The sequence below is a fragment of the Sphingomonas lenta genome, assembly GCF_002288825.1.
In the GTDB taxonomy this organism is placed as follows: Bacteria; Pseudomonadota; Alphaproteobacteria; order Sphingomonadales; family Sphingomonadaceae; genus Sphingomonas; species Sphingomonas lenta.
Genome location: NZ_NSLI01000001.1, coordinates 342,027 through 365,452, shown reverse-complemented (window position 1 = coordinate 365,452; position 23,426 = coordinate 342,027). Strand labels below are relative to the sequence as shown.

The following is a 23,426-nucleotide window of genomic DNA, read 5'->3' as shown; positions in this document are numbered from 1 at the left end:
CGGGGAGAGGGTCGGGGAGAGGGGCAGTGTCGAGACGGCGGCGCTCGGCCCCTCTCCCCTGCCCTCTCCCCGCTCTGCGGGGAGAGGGAGAATGTGGCTCACCTTCTCGGCAGCTCCACCGTGACGAGCGTCCCCTCGCCCACCTCGCTGACCAGCTCGATGCGCCCGCCATGCGCTTCCACGAACTGCTTGGCGAGCGGGAGCCCCAGGCCCAGCGCGCGCTCGCCGCTCGGCTGGATGCCGGGCTCGGCGAAGCGCTGAAACGCCTGTGCCTGCGCACCCTCATCCATGCCCGGGCCGTTGTCCGACACCACGATTCGCGCGCTCGTCGCGTTGCCGTCGGCGTGGAGCAGGACGCGCCCGCCCTCCGGCGTGGCGGCGACCGCGTGGCGGAGCAGGTGCTCGACCACCTCGCGCAACCGCTTGGCGTCGCCCGTCACGCGCCCCGTCGAGCGCGCCACCTCGACCGCGAAGTCGAGCTTGCGGCGCTTGGCGGCCGGCAGCACCGTCTCGGCCGCTGCGCGCGTGACGGAGGCGAGGTCGACGTCGCCGCGCTCCATCGCCCCGTCCGCCGTCGCCCCCTGCGTCAGGTCGAGCACGTCGTCGATCAGCAGCCCCAGCCGCTCGACCGAGTCGAGGATCGCTTCGACATAGGCCGAGCCTTGGCTCGACAGCTCGCCCGCATAGCCGGAGTGCAGCATCTCCGCGAAGCCGCTGATCGACGTCAGCGGCGTGCGCAGCTCGTAGCTCATGTTGGCGACGAACGCCGTCTTGACCTTGTCCGCCGCCTCCAGCGCCTCCGCGCGCTCGCGCAGGGCCCGCTCGATCTTGCGGCTGTCGGTGATGTCCAGCATCGTGAACAGCGCGTTGCCGTCGGGTAGCGGCACGGCGGCGAACTCGAAGTGCCGGCCGTCCGCGAACGCCACGCGCCCGCCGCGCTGCTGCCGCTCGACGGTGGCCGAGCGCACCAACTCGCCGATCAGCGCCGCGCGGTTCGGCGTCGCGAGCCTGGGCGCGGCCTCGGCGGCGAAAGCGTCGACGCGGGGGTGCCCCGCCAGGAACTCCTCCTCGAAGCCCCACAGCGCGCGAAAGCGGTTGTTCCACAACTGCAGCCGGCCGTCGGAGCCGAACACGCCGATCGCCTCGAACAGGTTGTCGAACGTCGCGGTGCGCACGCGCAGCAGCGTGTCGCGCGCGCTCGCCAGCTGCACCTGCTCCGTCCGGTCCTCGAAGATGAGCAGCAGTCCCCCATCGGGCAGCGGCTGCGCCACCACGCGCAGGTGCGTGCCGCCCGACAGGTGCCACGCCTCCTCGGCCGCGCCGTCCGTCGCGGTGAACCACTCGCGCCGTTCGGCCTTCCAGCCCGGGAAGTCGCGCACCTCGGGCAGGCGGTTCGCCTCGCGCATGCGCTCGAGCACGCGGTCGAACTCGGGCCGGTCGGCGAGCCACTCGGTGCGCATCGCGAACATGCGCCGGAAGGGCTGGTTGCAGAAGACGAGGCCACGGTCCGCGCCGAACTGCGCCACGCCGGCGGAGAGCCGGTCGAGCATCGCGCGCTGCGCCTCGGCGAAGCGCTTGGACGCGGAGCGCGCCTCCTCCAGCTCGGTGATGTCGATCGCGAAGCCCGCGACGCCGCCGGTGTGCAGCGGCACGTCGAACAGCCGGAGAGCGCGCCTGGCGCCCGCGATGGTGGCGGGCAGCACCTGCGTCTGCGGCCGCCCGCTCTCCCGCGCCGCCGCGGCCCCGCCTAAAGGCCCGCCCGCGCCCGTAGTCTCGACCAACTCGATCCCGCGCGCCACCACGTCGGCCGCGTCCTTGCCCTCGACGGCGTCCACATAGGCCGAGTTGACGATGGCCAGCTTCAGGTCGCGGTCGCGGTACCACATGGGCAGCGGCGCCGCCTCGATCAGCCCCGTCATGGCGTCGAACGCGCCGCCGAGCTCGCCCACGTCGCGCCGCAGACGCGTGATCTCCGCCTCGCTCTCCGTAGCGTCGAACGCCCAGAGGATGACGTTGCCCTCGCCCAGCTCGCCCGACGAGCGCATGCCCTTGAGCGTCAGCGTCCGTTGCGCGCCGACGGGCCTGACCGCGCGCGTGAAGCTCCGCCCCGCCAGCCTCGCCGCCTGCACGTCGCCCGCCAATCCTTTGGCGTCCGCGGGCTCCAGCTCCGGGTCGAGGTCGGTCAGGAACTCAGGAATTTGGGCGAGCCCGAGCCAGTCCGCCATGCGCCGGGGCATCTCGACGCGCCCGTCGGGCCTGACCGTCGCGGCCAGCGCCGGCGCGCCCGACAGCAGCGCGTGGAGGCGCGCATTCTCGCGCAACGCGTCGCGCGCCTCGCCGCGCGCGCGCAGCCCCAAGAACGCGCACCCCCCCGCGCCCGCCACCAGCACGAACAGCACCGCGCCGACGACCGCGAGCGTCGCGCCCGTCACCCCTTCCAAGAACCGCCCCCGAGCATCGCACCAGCCTAGCCGAAGGGAAGCCGCGCCGTGAACCCCGAATGACGGGCCGGTCCTCCGATGTCCCGGAGGGCCGGCCCGCCACCGCGGCGTTCAAATCAGAACAGCGGACCCGTCTTCACCCGCACGCCCAGGAACGGGAATCGCCCCAGCGGGCTCACAGGATAGGAGGTGTTGGTCCGGTACGGGTCCACGTCCGTCACGTTGTTGACGCCGCCATAGAGCGAGAACCGGTCGTTCAGGTCGAAGTTGAACGACACGTCGTGGACGAACAACTCGTCGACAAAGCCGGCGGGTCCCGCCACGCGGTCCGCCGTCTCGATCTCCACGCCGCCGATCGTCTGTCCGTCGATATACTGGACGCGGTAGCCCAGCGAGAACGGCCCACGCTGCCAGTTAACCGAGCCCACGGCGCCGAACTCCGGCCGTCCCTGCTCGCCCAGCTCGGGGTCGTTGGCGGTGGGGTCGCCGGGATCGAAGAAGAAGTTCAACTTCTCCGTCCAATTACCCGTCGCGCGCAGCTGGAAGCGGTTCTCGCCCAAGCGGAACTGGTAGCTGATCGTGGCGTCGATGCCCGACGTCTCGATGCGTCCGAAGTTCAGCTGCGTCTGCCGCAGGAAGTTCAGTCCCAGGAACGTCGGCGACGCCGGGTTGCGGTTGCGCGTGAACAGGTCGCAATACTGGTTCTCGATCGTCGCGGCGTCGTAGCAGCTGTCGACGATGTCCTGCGCGCTGACCGCGTTGATCGCGTCCTCAATCTCGATGTTGTAATAGTCGGCGCTGATCACCAGCCCCGGGATGAAGCGGGGCGCGAGGACGCCGCCGAAAGTGTAGGTCTTGGCCGTCTCCTCCCGGAGGTCCGGGTTGCCGCCCGTCGTTCCCGAGAAGCGTGCGGAGAGCGGATCTTCGAAGCCGATGGGGAGACCGTCGGCTTGGCAGTTCGCTTGGCGTCGTGCGGGATCGGGGGCGCTCGCGATCTGCGCCGCGTCGCACGGGTCTGCGGGACGGAATACCGTTCCCTGCTGCGGGTTGAACAATTCGGCGATGTTGGGTGCGCGGATCGCCTGCGCGTAGGTGCCGCGCAGCCTGATGTCGCTGATCGGCGCGTACACGCCGTTGACGTTCCAGGTGAAGGTTCCGCCCACCGTGGAGTAATCGGAATAGCGCGCCGCGCCGCTCAGCTCCAACTGCTCGAAGAAAGGACGACCCTTCGCCAGCGGCAGCCGAATCTCGCCGTACACCTCCTTCACGTCGTATGCGCCGCCCGAGTTGAAGATGCGGGTCTGCGCATCGAAGGTGAGCGCCTGGTTCGAGCTGAGGTCGCCGATGAAGGTGCCGGCCGGCCCCGCCGGAGAACCCGACGGAAGGAGGCCCAGGTCGAGCGGGTCGAAGCGCGTCCGGCTGCTCTCTTCGCGGTATTCGCCGCCCAACGCGAACTGGACCGCGCCCCCCGGCAGATTGAAGAAAGCTCCCGTATTGCCGACGAGGCTGGCGGACGCGACGAACTGCTCGACACGCGCCCGCGTCGTGGTGGGCGCAGTGATGAAGTCGACGCCCGCCTGGCTGACGGAATTCGACCCGTTGAACAGCGATACCGGCGCGCACTGACCGTCGCCCGGCCGGAAGGTGAAGAACCCGCCCTCGATGAAGGGGAAGAACTCCGAACCGCGGTAAGGTGTCGGGTCGGTGTCGGACCGGCAACGCGGGCCGTTCGGACCCTGCACCACGTCGATCGCGGCGAACAACCTGTCGTACAGCACCGAATTGCTGAAGGTCACCGCCGAGTCGGTACGGCCGTAGTTGGTCGCGACCTCGTAGCTGAGCTCGGGCGTGATCGCGCCCCGGGCGCCGCCGACGATCCGATAGGTGTCGCGCACCGCCTCGGTAAAGCCGGGGCCCAGATCGGTGAAGTCGCGCGACACGCGGAGGCCGCCCGCCTCCACCGCGTCCGCGCGCAGCACGGCGGGAATGAACGGATTGTCCGGGGCGATATAAAGCGAGTCGTAGAAGGTGTTGTACGGGTTCTGCGAGCGCGTCTCCGTGCGGACGTACTTGCCTTCGGCGAAGAGCGTCAGCGCATCCGAATACTCGTACTGGGTCAGCAAGTTGACGTTCACGCGCATGTTGCGCGGCAGCAGCGACTGGGCGCTGAACCGCTCGGCGGCGCCGTCACCGCCGAATTGGTTCGACCCCGACGCGATCAGGCCGTCCTCGAAGATCTTCACGCCCCCGCCGGGCGTCGATACGTAGCAGCCGCCGAAGAAATTCGGCACGGTGGTCACGCCGATGAAAGACTCGTCGCAGTCCTGCACGCCGTTCCGGTTCGCGTCGTAGATGAAGCCCTGGTAATCGTCGCGCGCGATCAGGCCGGCGGTGGACGAGATCGCGAAAGACGGGAACGACTGGAAGGCCAGCGACGGCGCACCCTGGGTGCGCGCAATGAGCGCCTGCTCCGCCGAGGTCAGCGAGGGCGCGGTCCCGAACAGGCGCTGATACTCGGTGGAGAAAGCCGCCGCGGAGGGGATCCGATACCCGTAGGGAAAGTACTGGTTGCCGTCCTCGTCGAAGTTGCCGAGCTGGTAAAGGCGCGCGAAGTTCGGCGTCGCGCCGGTGATGTCGCCCCGCTGGAAACGCAATGCCGGGTTCGGATAGGTCTGGCCGACATTGGCCCGCGCGTTGTTCGCCGTGTAAGGCCGATCGCCGTATTGGAGTTCGTCGCTCGTCGTGTAGCTGCCCGCGAGCGTGATGTTGCCCCGGCCCTCGTCGAAGTTCTTGCCGATCGCCGCGTCCAGCGTGAACTGGCGCCCATCGCCCTCATCGGAGATACCCTGGGTGACGTTGAGATCGAGCCCCTCGAAATCACGCTTCAGGACGAAGTTGACCACGCCCGTCACCGCGTCGGCACCGTAGACCGCCGACGCACCACCGGTCAGGACCTCCACGCGGTCGATCAGGATGTTGGGGATGGTGGAGATGTCCACCGCTTGCGACCCCGGCACGCCGGCCACGTGCCGGCGCCCGTTCACCACGACGAGCGTGCGGTCCACGCCCAGCCCGCGCAGGTCCAGCGAGGCCACGCCGAGATTGGTCCCGACGTCGCGCTCCAGCGAGTCGCCGATCGTGATCGAGTTGGACAGCGCGGGAATTTCACGCAACGTCTCGGACGCGTCGACCTGGCCGGTCGAGCGTATGTCGGCGGCGGTCACCGTGCTGATGGGCGAGGGCGCCACCTCGTTCGGGTCGCGGGCGAGGCGGGTGCCGGTGACCACCACGTCCTCGGTCGTCTGCGGCTCGGGGTCGAGCACCGTCTCGCCCTGACCGCCCGCGGCGGCGGTGCCGACGGGTACGTCCTGCGTCTGCGCCGCGCCTGGAACGGCCCAGGCGAGCGCGACCGCGCTCCCGGTCAGCAACGTCACTCTATTGAAGCTCTTAGCGATGGTCATTCGCGATCCCCCTTCACGATTCCGCACGGTCCGGCGGTTCCGCCGCGCATGCACGACGACCGCCTCCCCTCCCGCGCGCGCCTCCCCTCTCGCCGGGAGTTCCGCCGCGATGCACAAGAGGTGACAATCCGATGACGCTGTCAAGCCGTACCCGTCACGAAAAAGGCCGCTCCCGTCGCCGGGAGCGGCCCTTCCTGAGCGACCGGCCGGAACCGATCAGTAGCGGTAATGGTCCGGCTTGAACGGCCCCTCGACCGGCACGCCGATATACGCGGCCTGCTTGGGCGTCAGCTTGGACAGGTGCACGCCCAGCTTCTCCAGGTGCAGCGCCGCGACCTTCTCGTCGAGGTGCTTGGGGAGGACGTAAACCTCGTTCTTGTACTTGTCGCCCTTGGTGAACAGCTCGATCTGCGCCAGCACCTGGTTGGTGAAGGACGAGGACATCACGAAGCTCGGGTGGCCCGTCGCGCAGCCCAGGTTCACGAGCCGGCCCTTGGCGAGCACGATGATCTGCTTGCCGTCGGGGAACTCGACCAGGTCGGTGCCGGGCTTCACCTCCGTCCACTTGTAGTTGGACAGCGCGGAGATCTGAATCTCAGAGTCAAAGTGGCCGATGTTGCAGACGATGCTCATCGGCTTCATCGCGCGCATATGGTCGGCGGTGATGACGTCCGCGTTGCCGGTGGCGGTGCAGAAGATGTCGGCGCGGCTCACCGCCTCCTCCATCGTCACCACCTCATAGCCCTCCATCGCCGCTTGCAGCGCGCAGATCGGGTCGATCTCCGTCACGAGCACGCGCGCGCCGCCGTTACGGAGCGACGCCGCGGAGCCCTTGCCCACGTCGCCGAAGCCCGCCACGCAGGCGACCTTGCCGGCCAGCATCACGTCGGTGGCGCGGCGGATCGCGTCGACCAGCGACTCCTTGCAGCCGTAAAGGTTGTCGAACTTCGACTTGGTGACGCTGTCGTTGACGTTGATCGCCGGGAAGGGCAGCTCGCCCTTCTTGGCGATCTCGTACAGGCGGTGCACGCCGGTCGTGGTCTCTTCGGACACGCCGCGCAGGTTCTTGACGGTCTCAGTCAGGTAGCCGGGCTTGCGCTGGATGAACGCCTTGAGCGCGCGCTGGAACTCGACCTCCTCGTCGTTTTCCGGCTCGCCGAAGCTCTCGCCGCGCTCCAGCTTCGCGCCCCAGAGCGCGAACATGGTCGCGTCGCCGCCGTCGTCCAGGATGATATTGGCGGTCGTGCCCGAGCCGTCCTGGTCCCAGTCGAAGATCTCGCCGACATAGTCCCAGTAATCCGCCAGCGTCTCGCCCTTGATGGCGAAGACGGGGATGCCGGCCGCGGCGATCGCGGCGGCGGCGTGGTCCTGCGTCGAGAAGATGTTGCAGGTGGCCCAGCGCACGTCCGCGCCCAGCTCGACTAGCGTCTCGATCAGCACCGCGGTCTGGATCGTCATGTGCAGCGATCCGGTGATGCGCGCGCCCTTCAGCGGCTTGGACTGGCCGAACTCGCGGCGAAGCGCCATGAGGCCGGGCATCTCCGTCTCGGCGATCTTGATCTCCGCGCGGCCGAAATCGGCGAGCGCAATGTCCTTGATGGCGTAGTCGTGGGTCTCGGCCTTGAGTGCGGTTGCCACGTCTGAAACTCCGATTTGATGGGGCCGACCAAGACGCCTGAACCGTCGATCGGCACGGGCGGCACATAGGGCGAGCGCCGGCAAAGAGCAAATATAAAGAAATCTTTATATGAGCTCCGGCGCGAGCCCGGCCGGCGGTCGGCCTCGGCCGAACCGTCCGACGACGCGGCTCCGCTGCGGCGCGCTCTCCAAGCCTAAGCCGTCCCCGCCCCGCCCACCAGCAGCCGCGCGTCCACCCCCGCCATCGCCAGCCCCGCCGCCCAGCGTCGCTCGGCGGGCGTCGCGTAGATCAGGTCGGTCGCGCCCTCGACGTTCAGCCAGCCGGGCCGCGCCAGCTCCGCCTCCAGCTGCCCCGAGCCCCATCCGGCATAGCCCAGCGCGATGACCCAGCGCCTCGGCCCGTCGCCTTCCGCGATGGCGCGCAGCACGTCCACCGTGCCCGACAGCGCCCAGCGCCCGGCGACGTCGATCGTGTCCTGTCCCGACCAGTCGCGCGTGTGCAGCACGAAGCCGCGCCGCGTCTCCACCGGCCCGCCGAAATGGACGGGTGCGTCCGGCGTATCGCCCGGTTCGATCTCCAGCTGCTCGAGCAGGTCGTGGAAGCCCAGCCCATCGACCACCGCGCCGAGTCCGACGCCCACCGCGCCGTTCTCGTCATGCGCGCACATCGCGATCACCGCGCGTTCGAAACGGGGATCGCCGATGCCGGGCATCGCGAGCAGGAATTGCCCGGTGAGGAAGCGCGCCGTGTCCATTGCGCCAGCCTACCGCCTCCGTCCGATCGGTACACGCTTGAAATGTCGCGTTCCTTGAACGAGTGGACGCGCGAAACGCAAAAAAGGAGCAAGCGACCATGATCAGCGTCGGCGATCGTCTTCCCAAGGCCAGCCTCGTCAAGGTGACCCCGAACGGCCCCGACGCCGTCGACACCGAGGCGTATTTCCGCGGCCGCCGCGTCGCGCTGTTCGCGGTGCCGGGCGCGTTCACGCCTACGTGCTCCGCCGCGCACCTGCCGAGCTTCGTGAACCGCATGGGCGAGCTCAAGGCCAAGGGCGTCGACGAGGTCGCCTGCACCGCGGTCAACGACGCATTCGTGATGGACGCCTGGGGCCGCCAGGCGCAGGCGGAGGGCGTGACGATGCTCGCCGACGGCAACGGCCATTTCGCGGAGGCGCTGGGCCTCTCCGCCGACGCGTCCAAGTTCGGCATGGGCACGCGCAGCCGCCGCTACGCCATGCTCGTCAACGACGGCGTGGTCGAGCAGGTGCACGTGGACGCGCCCGGCGAGTTCAAGGTGAGCTCGGCGGACCATCTGCTGGCCAACATGGCCTGATCCGGCCTTTTACCTCCCACCCGTCACCCCGGACTTGTTCCGAGGTCCATCGGTGTGCGGGCGATCCGCTCGCCGGGAACGCACAATCGGTCGCCCCAAGCTCGTTGCCGGTGCGCGCAGCCGACGATGGACCCCGGAACAAGTTCGGGGTGACGGCTGAGATCATGAGAGCGGCGGTATTCGCCCGCACGTCTTGCCCTCGTCCCCCGCACGCCTTAACGGCCCCGGATGACTGCATCCGACATCGTCGCCGAGCTCGACCACCTCTACGCCGCGTCCGTGGAGCGCCTGAAGGCGGCGCTCACCGCTTACCTGGTCGATGGCACGCCGCCCGCGCCCGAGTCGCGGCAGGACGGCAGCTTCGCCTATCCCGAGATCCGCCTGACCTATGCCGGCCACGTCGACCGGCCCACGCCCATGCGCTCCTTCGGCCGGCTGGTCTCGCCGGGCGAGTACCGCATCAGCGTCACCAAGCCCGCGCTGTTCTCCGACTACCTCATCGAACAGCTCACGCTGTTGATCGAGGATTACGGCGTCCGCGTCGAAGCCGTGCCGGGGCGTCAGGAGATCCCCTTCCCCTACGTTCTCGATCCCGGCCACGCGCTCAGCCTAGACGCCGTCAGCGCAGCCGAGCTCGCGCGCTTCTTTCCCGCGACCGAGCTCGCGCATATCGGCGACGAAGTTGCGGACGGCCTCTACTTCGCCACCGCTTGGCGCCCGCTCGCGCTGTTCGACGCGCTCCGCACCGACTTCTCGCTCGCGCGCCTGCGCCACTATACCGGCACGCCGCCCGAGCACACGCAGCGCTTCGTGCTGTTCACCAACTATCACCGCTACGTCGACGAGTTCGTCCGCTGGGCGGGCAGCCAGCTCGGGAACGGCAGCCGCTTCACCGCGCTCTCCGGCGCAGGCAACATCGTCATCGAGAGCGCGGACGAGCTGGAACGGCTCGTCAGCGACGGCGCATGGCGGCGGCATCAGATGCCCGCCTGGCACCTAATCGCGCCCGACCGTACCGGCATCACGCTCGTCAACATCGGCGTCGGCCCCGCCAACGCCAAGACGATCTGCGACCACTTGGCTGTGATGCGGCCCGAGGCCTGGCTGATGATCGGCCACTGCGGGGGCTTGAGGCCCTCGCAGCGCATCGGCGACTACGTCCTCGCGCACGCGTACCTGCGCGACGACCACATCCTCGACGACGTGCTCCCGCCTGAGATCCCCGTGCCCGCCATCGCCGAGGTCCAGCTCGCGCTCGCCCGCGCCGCCGAGACGGTGTCGGGCCAGTCGGGCGAAGAGCTCAAGCGGCGGCTCCGCACCGGCACCATCGTCACCACCGACGACCGCAACTGGGAGCTCCGCTACTCCCGCTCGGCGCTGCGCTTCTCGCTCAGCCGCGCGGTCGGCATCGACATGGAGTCCGCCACCATCGCCGCCCAGGGCTACCGCTTCCGCGTCCCCTACGGCACGCTGCTGTGCGTCTCCGACAAGCCGCTCCATGGCGAGCTCAAGCTGCCCGGCCAGGCCAACCGCTTCTACGAACGCGCGATCAGCGAGCACATGCGCATCGGCATCGAAGCCTGCGAACAGCTACGTCAGGAGGGCCCCAAGCTCCACAGTCGCAAGCTCCGCGCCTTCGACGAACCGCCATTCAGATGACCGCGTTCCTCCCCCGCTCGCAGCGGGGGAGGGGGACCAGCGTAGCTGGTGGAGGGGGAGCGACGGGATGCGTTGTCCACCCGCACCGCCCCACCGCCATCGGTGTACAGCTATCGACCGCGGGGAAACGACTCGTGACCGATGCGTTACGCTACCGAACCGGAACAGGGAGAAGCCATATGGCCGACGAGACCAACGACACCCCCGCGCCCGCCGAAAACAAGCCCGCCCCGCGCCGCCGTCCGCCGCGTAAAGCTGCGCCGAAGAACGAGACCCCGTCCAAACCCGCCGCCAAGCGTGCGTCGCGACCCTCCACCGCCGCCCCGAAGAAGCCCGCCGCGACCCGCAAGGCTCCGGAGCGCAAGTCCGCCCCGAAGAGCGACGCGGCCAAATCCTCGTCGCGTACCGACCGCGCGCGCCAGACGCTGAACAAGGCGGCGGACTCGGTCGGCGGCAAGCGCAATGTAGGCCTGATCGCGGGCGGCCTTGCCGTCGCGGGCGCGGCCGCCGCAGCGCTCCTGTCGCTGCGCGGCTCCACGCCCAAGCGCAACGCCGTCCCCGCCAACGACACGAGCGCGAAGGCGCATCAACCGGACGGGACGGACTCGTCCGGGCAGATGGAGGCGATGATCGCGGATGAGAGCATGATCCCCGAGAGCACGCCCAAGGCCTAAGCCGCGCTTAGGCGAGGAAAGGCGTGCTCTCCGGCCGGCGACCGGCTGACCTTGCAGTCAGCCGTGTCGACCGACGAAGCCTGTCCTGAACTTGTTTCAGGGCGGCTCCACCACGGCGCTACCCGCCTACCCCAGTCACCTCGGCACGAGCGCATAGTCGATCCAAACCGTCGCCGTCCGCTCCATTTCCCCGCTCGCGACGGGCGGCGGCGGAGGCGGGGGTGGCGGAGGCGGCGGACCGCCGCCGACCCGACTTCCCGTCACGACCACATAGTCGACCGGCCGCGCGTAGTTGCCGCGCTCGCTCACCCTGAGCACGCGCGAGACCCGCATGCCGAGTCCCGCGGCATAGGTGTCCGCCTGCGCCTTGGCGTTGGCGAGCGCGGCCGCACGCGCCTCGGGAAGGCCGCTGCTCGGGTCGAGCGTGCCCAAGTTCGGCCCGTTGACCGAGTTCGCCCCGGCCGCGAACGCCGCGCCGATCACGTCGGAGGCCCGGGCGAGCTGCGTCACCGTGACGGCGACGCTGTTGTTCGCGACGTAGCCGCTGATCCGCGGCTGGCCCTCATAGTCCTGGGGACTGCCGCGTTGGAACCGCGGCTGGACGCTGATCTGCTGCGTCCGGATGAAGCGTTCGGCGATCCCGGCGTCGCGCACCGCCCGGATCACCGCCGCCATCTGCCTGGCGTTCGCCTCCGTCGCCTCCTGCGCGGTCGCGCCCGTGCTCACCACGCCGATGCTGATGAAGGCGGCGTCCGGCCGGAACTTGTGGTTGCCCGCCGCCTGCACCTCCAGCAACGTCTCGCCGGGCTGCAACGCGATCTGCGCCGCAGCCGGCGAGGCGATCAGGGCTAGGACGAGGGCGGCAAATCTCACCATCCGCTCGGCTTACCCCGGTTCTGCTGGTCGAGCCACTTCTTCAACGGCGCGAAATAGTTCGCCATCGCCTTGCCCGACATCTCGCGGCTGCCGGTGAACGCCTGCAGCGCGTCGGGCCAAGGCTTGGATTGACCCATGGCCATCATCGCGTTCAGCCGCTCGCCGACCTGCTTGTTCCCGTAAAAGCTGCAGCGGTGCAGCGGGCCCTTCCACCCGGCCTGCCGGCACGCCGCCTCGTAGAACTGGAACTGCAGCACCCGCGCCAGGAAGTATCGCGCATAAGGCGTACCGCCGGGAATGTGGTACTTCGCACCCGGGTCGAACTTGGTTTCGTCGCGCGCGACCGGCGCCTTCACGCCCTGGTACTTGAGCCGGAGCTGATCCCACGCCGCCTGATACTGGCCCGGCTGGATCTGCCCGGAATAGACGCCCCAGCGCCACTTATCCATCAGCAGGCCGAACGGCAGGAACGCGATCTTATCCATGCCTTGCCGCAGCAGCAGGCCCACGTCCTTGTCGGCGCTGGGCACCTGGCTCTTGTCGAGCAACCCGATCTGCGTGAGATACTCCGGCGTGATGGACAGCGCGACGAAGTCGCCGATCGCCTCGTGGAAGCCGTCGTTCGCGCCGTTCATGTAGAGGAACGGCTGCTGGTTGTACGCCCGTTGGTAGTAATTGTGGCCGAGCTCGTGATGGATGGTCACGAAGTCGTCGGAGTTGACCTTGGTGCACATCTTGATGCGCAGGTCGTCCTTGTTGTCGAGGTTCCACGCGGACGCGTGGCAGATCACCTCGCGGTCCGCGGGCTTCACGATCTGCGACCGCTGCCAGAAGGTCTCCGGCAGCCCCGCTAAGCCGAGCGAGGTGTAGAACTGCTCGCCCGCCTTGACCATCTTGGTCGGGTCGTACCCCTTGGCTTTCAGCAGCTCGCCCGTGTCGAAGCCCAGCTCGCCCGCACCGGCGGGGGCGACGACGTCATAGATGTTGCCCCACTCCTGAGCCCACATGTTGCCGAGCAGGTCGGCGCGGATCGGGCCGGTCTTGGGCTGCACGGCGTCGCCGTACTTCTCGTTGAGCTTCCAGCGCGTGTAGGTATGGAGCGACTTGTAGAGCGGCTCCAGGTCCGCCCAGATCTTGTCCACGGCCTTTTCGAACTCGGCGGGCGGCATGTCGTAGCCCGAACGCCACATCGCGCCCGTATCGGTGAAGCCCAGCTCCTTCGCACCTTCGTTCATCAGCGTGACCGACTTGGCGTAGTCCGCCCGCATGGGCGCGCCGACATTATCGTGCCAGCTGACCCACATCTCCTGCAGCTTGGCGGGGTCGCGCACCTCGCCCATCGCCGCCTCGATGTCGGAGCCGTTGACCGGCTTGCCGTCCAGCGTGCCCCGGCCCTTGCCGTAGGTGGACGACATGCGCGTGCTGATCTCCGACAGCTCGCCCGCCGCGCCAGGGCGCGACGGCGCGGGGCTGGTGATGCCGCCGCGCAGGATCTCCAGCTTGCGCTTGGTGTCGGCGGACAGGCCGGCCGTGCGCAGGTGCTGCGCCGCCTCCAGGCCGAAGCGCACCTGCATTTCCGTGATCTCGGCGCCCGCCTTGGCCGCCATCGCGTCGGTGTCGTCGGTGATGTAGGTCTGGTTGACCCAGGCGACCCGGCCGGCGTCGACCGACGCGTCGGCGAGCGCTTTCTCGGCCTGCGCGACGAAGGCGTCGGCCGCCGCGGGCGTGCCCGCCGCGGCGGCGGTGGCGACCGGCGCGGCCTGGGGCGCGTCGGCGTAAGCGGGAGCGGCCATCGCGCAGGCGAGCGCGAAGAGCGACGTACGACGGATCATCTGGATCTAACCCTCTCTTCTGTTCTGAACTCAACCGGCCAGGAAGTCGGCGATCGCCCGCCCCAGCTCCGGCTTGACCACCGCGCTCATATGCCCGCCCGGCACCTCCGCATAGCGGGCGTTCGGGATGGCGTCGGCGAGCGCGGCCGCCGAACCGTTGTCGAAATCCTCTGCCCCGCAGACGATGAGCGCGGGCTGAACCAGTTGAGATAGCACGTTTTCCGGCGTGTCCACGAACGTGTCGAGCACGCCCAGCAGCGCTTGCGGATCGCCGCCCGTCGTCTTCAAGAACGCTTCCGCCATCCACTCCGGCGACCCGCGCTCGTGCGAGCCAAGATTGGTCAGGATCTTGCGGAAATGATCCACCCGCCGACCGGTATGTAGCAGGCCTTCGAGCCCCATGCCGGAGAACACGACGCGCCGCGGCGAAGCTTCCGTCGTCAGCATCCGCGCCACCGTCCGCGCGCCCAGCGAGTAGCCGCCCAGGTCATAATCGGTCAGCCCCAGATGCTCGACCAGCGCATGGCCGTCCCGCGTCAGCGCGTCGGGCGGGTACGCGGCCGGACCGTGCGGCTTGTCGCTCTCCCCGTGCGCCCTAAGATCGGGCATAATGACTCGGAACCCCTCGGCCGCGATCGCCGCCGCGTGTCCGTATCTAATCCAATTGGTATTCGCGTCGGAGAAATAGCCGTGGATCAGGACCACGGGCCGACCCTCGCCCATCTCCCGATAGGCGATCCGCACCCCGTCGAAGCTGTGAAAAAAACGAGTCTCAGTCGGGGAGCTTGCCACAGGCGGCGATCCACTTGGCGGTGATGTTGGGCAGTTCGTCCGTCCGCTTACCGGGAAGCGCGGACGTGTCCAGCCACGCCTCGTGCCGGCTCTCGATCCCGGCGTGCGACGTCGGGCGGAACCGGCCCGGCTCGTCGAAGCTGCCCACCGTCAGGTCGAGATGCGTGCTCCCGTCGCCCTCATAGGTCAGCGGCGTCCCGCACTCGGCGCAGTGTCCGCGCACCGCGATCGGCGAAGACCGATACCGGTCCGGCTCCGCGGCGTTCCAGGTCACCGCGTCGCGCGGCACCTCCTTCAACGCCGCCGCCACCCCGCCCGTCGCCCGCTGGCACATGCGGCAATGGCAGAGGTACGCGTCATCGTCCGCGATCTCGACCGAGTAGCGGACTCGTCCGCATTGGCAGCCGCCGGAGGCGGTGTTAGACATCCACTACCTCGAGCAGCTCCCGGTAGCTCGTTCCACCGCAGGCCTCCACTAGCCTCTTGTCCGCCGTCACTACGCGCGTCTCCACAGCTTCCGCGAGCGCGAGAAACACACAATCATATACGGGGTGGTCCAACGCGCAGCCGATCTCCAATGCTCGGGACACCAGCGTCTGCTCATCAAGCCGGTTCACGGCCGTCTCAGCGTCCGCGAGCGCCGCCGCCGCTTGCAACGCGTCGATCTCGCGTCGTCTAACCTTTTTCCAGAGCGCGTTCGCCAGCTCCGACCACATCAGCCCCGGCGCCACCAATGATTGTCCAAGATAGTTCGCCGCCGCTGCGCTACCCTCCTCCGCCACGTACCAGGCGAGCACCACGCTGGTGTCCACCACACGAGTCACGCGCCGCGATATCCGTCCCGATCCTCGCGAACCAACTCGACGGCCGGCGTCTGCGGCACCGGTGGCGTCATTGCGCGGATCGCTGCCGCCCTCTCCCGCAACGCGCTAATCTGGGCGCTGGTCCGGGGCCGCATCGCCTTGAGCGCCTCTCGAAGCTCGGCCTCTAGAGACCTAGCGTTGCGTTCGGCTGCTTCGCGATAAGCGGCGACCGTCTCGTCATCGAGGTTGCAAATAAGCACCTGCGCCATGCCGGCGTGATATCAAAGTGATATCACCCGCTCAAGCCGCCTTCTTCAGGTGCCGCCGCCCGAGCAGCTCCGCGATCTGCACCGCGTTGAGCGCCGCGCCTTTGCGGAGATTATCGCTCACGCACCACAAGGACAGCCCGTTCTCGACCGTCGGGTCCTCGCGCACGCGGCTGACGTAGGTCGCGTATTCGCCTACGCACTCGATGGGCGTGACGTAACCGCCGTCTTCGCGCTTATCGACGAGCATGACTCCCGGCGCCTCGCGCAGGATGCGTTGCGCTTCGGCCGCGCTGATCTCGTCCTCGAATTCGATATTGATCGCCTCCGAGTGGCCCACGAACACGGGCACGCGGACGCAGGTGGCGGTCACCTTGATCTTGGGATCGAGGATCTTCTTGGTCTCGACCACCATCTTCCACTCCTCCTTGGTCGAGCCGTCGTCCAGGAAGCTGTCGATGTGGGGGATGACGTTGAAGGCGATCTGCTTAGTGTATTTCTTCGGCTCGGCGGGGTCGCCGACGAAGATGTTGCGCGACTGCTCGAACAGCTCGTCCATGCCCGCCTTGCCCGAGCCGGAGACCGACTGGTAAGTCGCCACCACCACCCGCTTGATCTTGGCGCGGTCGTGGAGCGGCTTCAGCGCCACCACCATCTGCGCCGTCGAGCAGTTGGGGTTGGCGATGATGTTCCGGGCGCGGTAGCCGTCGATCGCGTGCGCGTTTACCTCCGGCACGATCAGCGGCACGTCCGGGTCCATGCGGTAGAGCGACGAGTTGTCGATCACCGTGCAGCCGGCGGCCGCGAACTTCGGCCCATAGACCTTGGTCGCCTCCGACCCGATCGCGAACAGCGCCATGTCCCAACCGGCGGGATCGAAATGCTCGATGTTCTTGACGGTGAGCATCCGCCCCGTCTCGCCATATTCGATCTGGTCGCCCTGGCTGCGCGAGCTCGCCAGCACCGCGATCTCGTCGGCCGGAAACTCGCGCTCGGCGAGGATGTTGACCATCTCGCGCCCGACATTGCCGGTGGCACCCGCGACCACGACACGATAACCCATTCGATCCTCCAACAGTCGCGGGACACATAGGCCCCGGCCGCGAAGCCGCCAACCAAGCTTTACTTAACCGGCGTGCTCCTGACTTCCCGATCCAAGAAGCCCAGGATCGTCCGCCACAAATGCGCGCTGACCCCCGGCCCGCCGACGCGGTGCGTCTGGCCCGGATAGAGCATCATCTCGAACGGCCGCGCCTCGCGCTGCATGGCGGCGGCGAAGGCGGTGGTGTTGTCCAGGAACACGTTGTCGTCCGCCATGCCGTGAATCACGAGCAGCGGGTCGGCGATCTTGCCCGCCTCCTCGATCGCGTTCGACCGCTTGTAGCTCTCCGACGCGGTGCGCGGGTCGCCCAGGTAGCGCTCCGTGTAATGCGTGTCGTAGAGCTGCCACTCGGTCACCGGCGCGCCCGCCACGCCCGCCGCGTACACGCCGGGGTTCGCTTCCAGCATCTTGATCGTCATGTACCCGCCGTACGACCAGCCGTATGTCGCGATCTTGCCCGCGTCGACGAACGGCAGCGTCTTCAGATACTCCGCCCCCGCGAGCTGGTCGGCGACCTCTACGCCGCCCATCGCGTGGAAGATCTGGTCCTCGAACGCCTTGCCGCGGTTGTACGAGCCGCGATTGTCGATCTGGAAGAAGATCCAACCCTGATCGACCAGGAACTGCGGCAACGGTCCCTTCCACCCGCGCGTCACCGACTGGTTGTGCGGCCCGCCATAGTGCTGGAAGAACACGGGGTACCTTTTCCCCGGCTCCAGCTTGGGCGTGATCATCTCCCAGTGCAGCGTCGAGCCGTCCGCGGCCTTGATCGTGCCGAAGCGCGACGGCTCGTGGCTCGCGAGGAACGGCTGATACGGGTGCGCGCCCGCCACCGCGTTCTCGTTGATCCAGCTCAGCCGCTCGCCCGCGCTGTCGGCCAGGTACACCTGCGTCGGCTGGTTCGTATTCGACCGCGACACGATGAAGCGCTCGGCGTCGCCGTCCGCGACCGCCGTGTGCGTGAACCCGCGCTCGGTCAGCCGCTTCGGCTGGGCGCGGCGCTTATAGTCGAGCGCGTAGAGGTGCTGCTCGAGCACGTCGTCCTTGTTACCCAGGAAGTAGAGCCGCCCCCGCCCCTCGTCGACGCCGACCAGGTCCGTCACGACCCAATCGCCGTCGGTCAGCTGCGTCCACCGGCCGCCCGCGAAGCGGTACAGGTGCCCGAACCCGTCGCGCTCCGAGCGCCAGATCAGGCTGCCGTCCTTCATCGGCCGGTACGCGTCGGTCAGGTTGATCCAGCTCCGCTCGCCCGACCGCTCGGTGAACAGCACGCTCGACTTGCCCGTCGCCGGGTCGACGCGCAGCATGTCGAGCGTCTTCTGGTCGCGCGTCTGCCGCTGCACCAGCAGCGCCGAGCCGTCCGGCGTCCAGTCCACGCGCGCCAGGTAGATGTCCGAGTCCGGGCCGAGATCCACCTTCACCCGGCCCGACCCGTCCGGCTTCATCACGAACAGGTCGACCAGCACGTTGGGCGTCCCCGCCGCGGGATAGCGCTGCTCGTAGGTCTTGGTCCCGTCCGCCCCAATCGCCGCGCGCACCGCGACCTTGACCGGCGCCTCGTCGAACCGCTCCACCGCGATGTAGCGCTCGTCGGGCGACCACCAATAGCCCGTGCGCCGGTCCATTTCCTCCTGCGCCACGAACTCGGCCTCTCCGAAATGGACGGTGCCCTTGCCCTCGGTCGTCACCGCGCGCGCGTCCCCGCCCGCCAGCGGCTGCACGAACAGGTTCTGGTCGCGCACGAAGCTGACGTAACCGCCGCGCGGGGACACGACCGGGTTCAGCTCGCCCTCCGGCGTGTTCGTCAGCTTGCGCGTCCGCCCGTCGAGCGTCGCGAGGTAGAGATCGCCGTCGAGCGGCACGAGGATCGACTTCCCGTCCGGCGCCCATTCATACGCTACGATGCCCTTAGACCCGCCGATTCGCGCGCGCTCGCGCTGCATCTTCTCCGCCTCAGACAGCTCCGCGCCCGATCCGACCTGCTTCGAGTCGACCAGCATCCGCTCCGCGCCGGTGCGCGTGTCCCGCGCCCAGAGGTCGAAGCGCTCGCGCTCGTCCGCCCGCGGCCGCAGCGACGTGAGCAGGCTCCCGTCTGGCGACAGCTTCAGCGCGCGGGGCTGCTGGCCCGACAGGTCGGGGCTGCCGAACACGCGCTCCAGCGTCAGCTGCTGCGCCTGCGCCGCGGGCGCGCCCTGCTCACCCGCCAACGCGGCCGTCCCCACCGAAGCCAACGCCAAGCCGAGCCACCATGCGCGCATCCACCTCTCCGTATCGTCTGGATCGGGCCGCGCGGGTAGCGGCCCCGAGATGAACGGGAGCTAGCGGATGGAACAACAGAGGGACAGCCCCCCTTCTCAGCCCTCTCCCGCGAAAGCGGGAGAGGGTTACTCGCTCGGCGCTCGCACCGTCCACTCGCCCCTACGCCGCAGCACCAGGCGGTAGTAGCCGAGCGCCAGCATCACCTGAGCCCCGGTCGCGATCAGCGCCGGCCGCCCCTCCTCCAGGTCCCACCAGCCCACCCACGCCACGTAAGCGAGAGCCGCGAGCGTCACCGCGGGCGCGAGCGGGTAGAGCGGCATCCGGTACGGCGCATGCGCCGATCGCTCGCTCCCCCGTCCCGCTACCGCCGCCAGCGCGATGCCCGCATAGATGACGAGCAGCCCCGTCCCGCTCAGCACCAGCAGCAGCCGGAGCGGCAGAAGGCAGCACGCGACGCCCACCGCGCCCACCATCAGCGTGCCGATCCAGGGAGACCCGAGGCGCGGGTGCACCGCCGTCAGCCAGCGATCCACTGGCCGACCCCAGCATCCATCCCGCCCGCTCGAGTAGAAGAAGCGCGCGCACGCGACCGTCCAGGCGATCACCGAGTTGACGATCGCGACCACCACGCCGACCGCCACCCAGCCCGCGACCGCGTCGCCCGCCCGCAGCGCGACCAGCATCCCGAACGGGTCCTCCGCCGTCAGCAGCGCGCGCAGGTCCGGCGTGCCGACCAGCGCAGCCAGCAGCGGCAGCCCTTCGAGCAACAGCGTCAGCGCCAACGCCGCCAGCACCGTCCGCGCGATCAGGCGGGGCGCGTCCAGCATCTCCTCCGCGAAATAGACCGCCGCGCCGTAGCCGTTGAGAGCGAACACCGCGATCGTCGTCGCCAGCCCGATCCCCGCCGCGCTTGCGGGCGCGAAGCCCTGCGCCGTCGCCTCGACGGGCGCGAGCAGCAACTCCGCCGCCCCGCGCACCGGCTCCGCGAAGCCGAGCCACGCCACGACCGCCAGCGCTACCACCTCGGTGAACAGGAAGGCGCCCGTCACCCAGGCGTTGACGCGGATGTCGAGCACCGCGATCAGCGCCGATCCCGCCACCACCGCCACCGCGATCGGCACCGCCGGCAGGCCGGGCGCAACTGCGGACAGCACCGCCGCCACGCCGAGCCCGGCGACCGGCGGGAAGAGCAGGTTGTTGAACACGTTGACGCCCAGCATCGCGAACCCCGCGGCGGGCCCCAGCGTATGCGCGACCGCGACATACTCGCCGCCCGCCACCGGCCAGGCGGAGGACAGCTCGGCGTAGATGAAGGCGGTCGCGACGCACACGACCGCAGCGATTGCCATCGCCCACACCGCGCCCGTTCCCGCTTCGGCGAACATGCCCGGCACGATCACGAAGACAGACGAGGCGGGCGTCGTCACCGACAGCGTCAGGAACAGCACGCCCCACAGCCCCAGCCGGCGCACGAGCGGCGTCGCCGCGGGCGTCTCCCCCTCGATCACGTGCGTTCCCCCAACCCCGGGCAGCGTGATGACGTGGTTAACGGACCCGCGCAAGGCCGCTGGGGGTCAGCTGTAAGCGATCATCCGCCCGGCATAGACCACGCCCAGCCACAGCCCGATCGACGTGATCGCCAGCCCGCGCGCGAGCGCGTCCGGCCGTCCGCCCAGCCGCCTCCATCGCCAACGAAAGAATAGCGCGTTCGCCGCCGCCAGCGCGATCAGCACCAGCTTGCGCTGGAACATGGCCGACGCGGCCAGCGCCTCGCCGTCGGCGGCGAACAGGACCGTGCCGCTCGCCACCATGATAGCCAAGCCCGCCACCGCGACGGGCGTCAGCGCGCGGGCGAGCGGCTCGACCAGCAGCGCCCGCCACAGGCCTGCGAGCCGGAGGTCGACGACGCCGATCCCGCCGACCAGTATGACGAGGCCGAGCAGGTGGAGCACGTTGGCGATCGGGTACACCTGCCCCGACCCGCGCGCCCAACCGGACAGGCCGATTGCGTCGAGCCAGGCGGCCGCCGCGCCGATCGCCGCTTCCACTAAGGTCAGCGCAGCTCGACGGTCTCGGAACCGACGGTGATCCGCTCGATCCGCATCTCGGCCGTGCCGTCGCGCCGGGCGTAGCCGACCAACGTCACGGGCTGGCCCTTGTTGATCTCCTCGAGCGCGAGCCCGCGCGCCTGCATCCGCTGCACGGGTGCCAGCACCACGTCCCAGGTCTGATTGCCGCGCCGTATCTTCGCGGTCCCGTGGGGGTTGCCCCAGCTGACCTGCTCCAGCCGGCCCTTGACGGTCAACGGCTTGGCTTCGTCGTACGAGCTCCACCCGTGATGCGCCGCCGCGGGCGCGGCGAGCGGGAGAAGGGCGAACGTGGCGAGGATGGTGCGCATCGGTTTGCTCCTGCGAACGACAGCAGGAACGCACGATGCGGGAGCGGGGTCAAGCGCCGCCGTCCTACAAGGCGCGACGCCACAAACGTCCCCCTCCCTCGTCACCCCGGACTTGTTCCGGGGTCCATCGTCGCACACGCATCCCCGTACATTAGCGCGCACCAACGGTAGTTCGAGACCCGCAACCGGTTCGTCCGGACAGCGATGGACCCCGGAACAAGTCCGGGGTGACGGCAGGGCGTTCCGTTACCCTGGACCTAGTAAGCCCGCCCGATCAGCACCCGCTCGACCGCGGGCCGGCCCGTAAAGACGCAACTCCCCTCCGGCCTCCCCTGCCCCATCGGCGCGTTGCGGATCGTAAGCTTGAGCGCCTTCAGCCGCTCGACCACCGCGTCCAGCTCGTCGCCGCTCGGCCGCGACCAGGCGACCTCGGCCCAGCCCGGATTGCGCGCGGACTCGGCGAAGCGCGCCTCCACGCCCGCCCAGTCAGCGACGGGCCCGATGCCGTCGCGCAGGCGCTCGGTCGCCTCGGCGTGCAGCGCGGCCTGGATCGCCTCCAACAGGCCCGCCGCCTCGCCCAGGAACGCGTCGCGCTGGCTGATCGCGCTGTCGACCTTGCCGTCCTCGCGGTACAGCCGGTCGCGCCGGATCACCGACACGTTGCCGCCCGCCACATCGCGCCCGCCGACCTCGATGATCACCGGCGCGCCCTTCTTGACCCAACTCCAGCGCTTGTTCGCCGCCTTGCCGTGGCGTTGGTCGAGCAGCGCCCGCACCGGCTCGCCGAACGCGCTCAGCTTCGCCAGCTCGCCCTGCAGCTCGCGGCAATAGGCGACGATCGCCCCATCCTCCGGCTGATCGCGCAGCATGGGGACGATCACCACCTGCCACGGCGCGATGCGCGGCGGCACGCGCAGGCCGTCGTCGTCGCCGTGCACCATGATCACGCCGCCGATCATGCGCGTCGACACGCCCCAACTCGTCGTATTGGCGAGTTCGAGCTGCCCCTCCGCATTTTGGAACCGGATGTTCTGCGCGGAGGCGAAGTTGGTGCCGAGGAAATGGCTGGTGCCTGCCTGGAGCGCCTTGCCGTCCTGCATCATCGCTTCAATCGAGTAGGTCGCGACCGCGCCCGGGAAACGCTCGTTCTCCGGCTTCTCGCCCGCGATCACGGGCAGCGCCAGGCAGGTCTCCGCGAACTCGCGATAAACCTCCAGCATCCGTAGCGTCTCCTCGCGCGCCTCGTCCGCCGACGCGTGCGCGGTATGCCCCTCCTGCCACAGGAACTCGGCGGTGCGCAGGAACATGCGCGTGCGCATCTCCCAGCGCACGACGTTCGCCCATTGGTTGATCAGCACCGGCAGGTCGCGCCACGATTGCACCCAGCGGGCGAAGGCCGCGCCGATCACCGTCTCCGACGTCGGCCGCACGACCAGCGGCTCCTCCAGCTTGGCTTCCGGGTCCGGCGTCAGCCCGCCCTTGCCGTCGCCGACGAGCCGGTGGTGCGTGACCACCGCCATCTCCTTGGCGAACCCCTCCACATGCTCCGCCTCCTTCTCGAAATAGGAGAGCGGGATGAAGAGCGGGAAATAGCAGTTCTCGTGCCCCGTCGCCTTGATCCGATCGTCGAGCAGCCGCTGGATGCGCTCCCAGATGCCGTAACCCCAGGGCCGGATCACCATGCACCCGCGCACGCCCGACTCCTCGGCCAGATCGGCCTCGGCGATGACGGCTTGGTACCAGGCGGCGAAGTCCTGCTCGCGGGTGACGGGGAGCGCGTGTTTGATGGCCATGGGCGGGGCGCTTACCGCTCCTCCTCCTTTTCGTCACCCCGGACTTGATCCGGGGTCCATGCGCGGTCATTCGCGACGCGACTGCGGCCAGCGGACGCG

General features: G+C 69.1%; 19 protein-coding genes. 3 read left to right on the top strand and 16 right to left on the bottom strand.

What is annotated here, in order from left to right:
* Positions 1–98: 98 nt before the first annotated feature.
* The 4 genes from CKY28_RS01720 to CKY28_RS01705 form a co-directional block, all read right to left on the bottom strand.
* On the bottom strand, positions 99–2,441 hold the full coding sequence (locus CKY28_RS01720; protein WP_245841494.1) for a sensor histidine kinase: 2,343 nt from the start codon (positions 2,439–2,441) through the stop codon (positions 99–101).
* 116 nt (positions 2,442–2,557) lie between these two features.
* Positions 2,558–5,902, bottom strand: coding sequence for a TonB-dependent receptor domain-containing protein (locus CKY28_RS01715; RefSeq protein WP_095996598.1), 3,345 nt, complete (start codon positions 5,900–5,902; stop codon positions 2,558–2,560).
* 216 nt (positions 5,903–6,118) lie between these two features.
* Complete coding sequence (ahcY, locus tag CKY28_RS01710) at positions 6,119–7,540, bottom strand: adenosylhomocysteinase (RefSeq protein ID WP_095996597.1); 1,422 nt, start codon at positions 7,538–7,540, stop codon at positions 6,119–6,121.
* Positions 7,541–7,734: 194 nt separating this feature from the next.
* Positions 7,735–8,295: a YqgE/AlgH family protein gene (locus CKY28_RS01705; RefSeq protein ID WP_095996596.1), complete on the bottom strand. Its 561-nt coding sequence runs from the start codon at positions 8,293–8,295 to the stop codon at positions 7,735–7,737.
* 98 nt (positions 8,296–8,393) lie between these two features.
* Here CKY28_RS01705 and CKY28_RS01700 point away from each other — a divergent pair, with 98 nt between their 5' ends.
* The 3 genes from CKY28_RS01700 to CKY28_RS01690 all read left to right on the top strand — a co-directional run bounded on the left by CKY28_RS01700 (position 8,394) and on the right by CKY28_RS01690 (position 11,206).
* Positions 8,394–8,873 carry a peroxiredoxin gene (locus tag CKY28_RS01700; protein WP_095996891.1) on the top strand — a complete coding sequence of 160 codons (480 nt, stop codon included), beginning with the start codon at positions 8,394–8,396 and terminating at the stop codon, positions 8,871–8,873.
* Between the two features lie 228 nt (positions 8,874–9,101).
* Complete coding sequence (locus tag CKY28_RS01695) at positions 9,102–10,532, top strand: AMP nucleosidase (protein WP_095996595.1); 1,431 nt, start codon at positions 9,102–9,104, stop codon at positions 10,530–10,532.
* Positions 10,533–10,711: 179 nt separating this feature from the next.
* On the top strand, positions 10,712–11,206 hold the full coding sequence (locus CKY28_RS01690; RefSeq protein ID WP_176472916.1) for a hypothetical protein: 495 nt from the start codon (positions 10,712–10,714) through the stop codon (positions 11,204–11,206).
* 135 nt (positions 11,207–11,341) lie between these two features.
* Here the strand turns inward: CKY28_RS01690 and CKY28_RS01685 are convergent, their stop codons facing one another.
* The 12 genes from CKY28_RS01685 to CKY28_RS01630 all read right to left on the bottom strand — a co-directional run bounded on the left by CKY28_RS01685 (position 11,342) and on the right by CKY28_RS01630 (position 23,327).
* Positions 11,342–12,082: an SIMPL domain-containing protein gene (locus tag CKY28_RS01685; RefSeq protein WP_095996594.1), complete on the bottom strand. Its 741-nt coding sequence runs from the start codon at positions 12,080–12,082 to the stop codon at positions 11,342–11,344.
* Positions 12,076–13,914, bottom strand: coding sequence for a M2 family metallopeptidase (locus tag CKY28_RS01680; protein ID WP_095996593.1), 1,839 nt, complete (start codon positions 13,912–13,914; stop codon positions 12,076–12,078). Before CKY28_RS01680 ends, CKY28_RS01685 begins: the two co-directional genes overlap by 7 nt.
* 30 nt (positions 13,915–13,944) lie before the next feature.
* Positions 13,945–14,706, bottom strand: coding sequence for an alpha/beta fold hydrolase (locus tag CKY28_RS01675; RefSeq protein WP_095996592.1), 762 nt, complete (start codon positions 14,704–14,706; stop codon positions 13,945–13,947).
* Positions 14,687–15,133, bottom strand: a complete 447-nt coding sequence (locus tag CKY28_RS01670; protein WP_095996591.1) for a GFA family protein — start codon at positions 15,131–15,133, stop codon at positions 14,687–14,689. The genes CKY28_RS01675 and CKY28_RS01670 overlap by 20 nt, the downstream gene beginning before the upstream one ends.
* Complete coding sequence (locus CKY28_RS01665) at positions 15,126–15,530, bottom strand: type II toxin-antitoxin system VapC family toxin (protein ID WP_176472915.1); 405 nt, start codon at positions 15,528–15,530, stop codon at positions 15,126–15,128. Before CKY28_RS01665 ends, CKY28_RS01670 begins: the two co-directional genes overlap by 8 nt.
* On the bottom strand, positions 15,527–15,778 hold the full coding sequence (locus tag CKY28_RS01660) for a FitA-like ribbon-helix-helix domain-containing protein (RefSeq protein ID WP_095996589.1): 252 nt from the start codon (positions 15,776–15,778) through the stop codon (positions 15,527–15,529). Before CKY28_RS01660 ends, CKY28_RS01665 begins: the two co-directional genes overlap by 4 nt.
* Before the next feature lie 31 nt (positions 15,779–15,809).
* The gene (locus tag CKY28_RS01655) at positions 15,810–16,838 is read right to left on the bottom strand and encodes an aspartate-semialdehyde dehydrogenase (protein WP_095996588.1); all 1,029 of its coding nucleotides are present in this window, start codon (positions 16,836–16,838) and stop codon (positions 15,810–15,812) included.
* 59 nt (positions 16,839–16,897) lie between these two features.
* The gene (locus tag CKY28_RS01650; protein ID WP_095996587.1) at positions 16,898–19,135 is read right to left on the bottom strand and encodes a S9 family peptidase; all 2,238 of its coding nucleotides are present in this window, start codon (positions 19,133–19,135) and stop codon (positions 16,898–16,900) included.
* Between the two features lie 126 nt (positions 19,136–19,261).
* Positions 19,262–20,644, bottom strand: coding sequence for an APC family permease (locus tag CKY28_RS01645; RefSeq protein ID WP_245841492.1), 1,383 nt, complete (start codon positions 20,642–20,644; stop codon positions 19,262–19,264).
* Between the two features lie 66 nt (positions 20,645–20,710).
* Positions 20,711–21,184 carry a hypothetical protein gene (locus CKY28_RS01640; protein ID WP_095996586.1) on the bottom strand — a complete coding sequence of 158 codons (474 nt, stop codon included), beginning with the start codon at positions 21,182–21,184 and terminating at the stop codon, positions 20,711–20,713.
* Between the two features lie 5 nt (positions 21,185–21,189).
* Complete coding sequence (locus CKY28_RS01635; protein ID WP_095996585.1) at positions 21,190–21,534, bottom strand: DUF6152 family protein; 345 nt, start codon at positions 21,532–21,534, stop codon at positions 21,190–21,192.
* Between the two features lie 257 nt (positions 21,535–21,791).
* Positions 21,792–23,327 (bottom strand): aminoacyl--tRNA ligase-related protein, encoded by a 1,536-nt coding sequence (locus tag CKY28_RS01630; RefSeq protein WP_095996584.1) that lies wholly within the window; start codon positions 23,325–23,327, stop codon positions 21,792–21,794.
* Between the last annotated feature and the right edge of the window lie 99 nt (positions 23,328–23,426).

What these genes read in the sequence shown, in the direction of transcription:
- CKY28_RS01715 (WP_095996598.1), bottom strand. Translation starts at nt 5,902, where the DNA reads ATGACCATCGCTAAGAGCTTCAATAGAGTGACGTTGCTGACCGGGAGC.
- CKY28_RS01705 (WP_095996596.1), bottom strand. Translation starts at nt 8,295, where the DNA reads ATGGACACGGCGCGCTTCCTCACCGGGCAATTCCTGCTCGCGATGCCC.
- CKY28_RS01700 (WP_095996891.1), top strand. Translation starts at nt 8,394, where the DNA reads ATGATCAGCGTCGGCGATCGTCTTCCCAAGGCCAGCCTCGTCAAGGTG.
- CKY28_RS01695 (WP_095996595.1), top strand. Translation starts at nt 9,102, where the DNA reads ATGACTGCATCCGACATCGTCGCCGAGCTCGACCACCTCTACGCCGCG.
- CKY28_RS01690 (WP_176472916.1), top strand. Translation starts at nt 10,712, where the DNA reads ATGGCCGACGAGACCAACGACACCCCCGCGCCCGCCGAAAACAAGCCC.
- CKY28_RS01685 (WP_095996594.1), bottom strand. Translation starts at nt 12,082, where the DNA reads ATGGTGAGATTTGCCGCCCTCGTCCTAGCCCTGATCGCCTCGCCGGCT.
- CKY28_RS01680 (WP_095996593.1), bottom strand. Translation starts at nt 13,914, where the DNA reads ATGATCCGTCGTACGTCGCTCTTCGCGCTCGCCTGCGCGATGGCCGCT.
- CKY28_RS01670 (WP_095996591.1), bottom strand. Translation starts at nt 15,133, where the DNA reads ATGTCTAACACCGCCTCCGGCGGCTGCCAATGCGGACGAGTCCGCTAC.
- CKY28_RS01660 (WP_095996589.1), bottom strand. Translation starts at nt 15,778, where the DNA reads ATGGCGCAGGTGCTTATTTGCAACCTCGATGACGAGACGGTCGCCGCT.
- CKY28_RS01655 (WP_095996588.1), bottom strand. Translation starts at nt 16,838, where the DNA reads ATGGGTTATCGTGTCGTGGTCGCGGGTGCCACCGGCAATGTCGGGCGC.
- CKY28_RS01650 (WP_095996587.1), bottom strand. Translation starts at nt 19,135, where the DNA reads ATGCGCGCATGGTGGCTCGGCTTGGCGTTGGCTTCGGTGGGGACGGCC.
- CKY28_RS01635 (WP_095996585.1), bottom strand. Translation starts at nt 21,534, where the DNA reads ATGCGCACCATCCTCGCCACGTTCGCCCTTCTCCCGCTCGCCGCGCCC.
- CKY28_RS01630 (WP_095996584.1), bottom strand. Translation starts at nt 23,327, where the DNA reads ATGGCCATCAAACACGCGCTCCCCGTCACCCGCGAGCAGGACTTCGCC.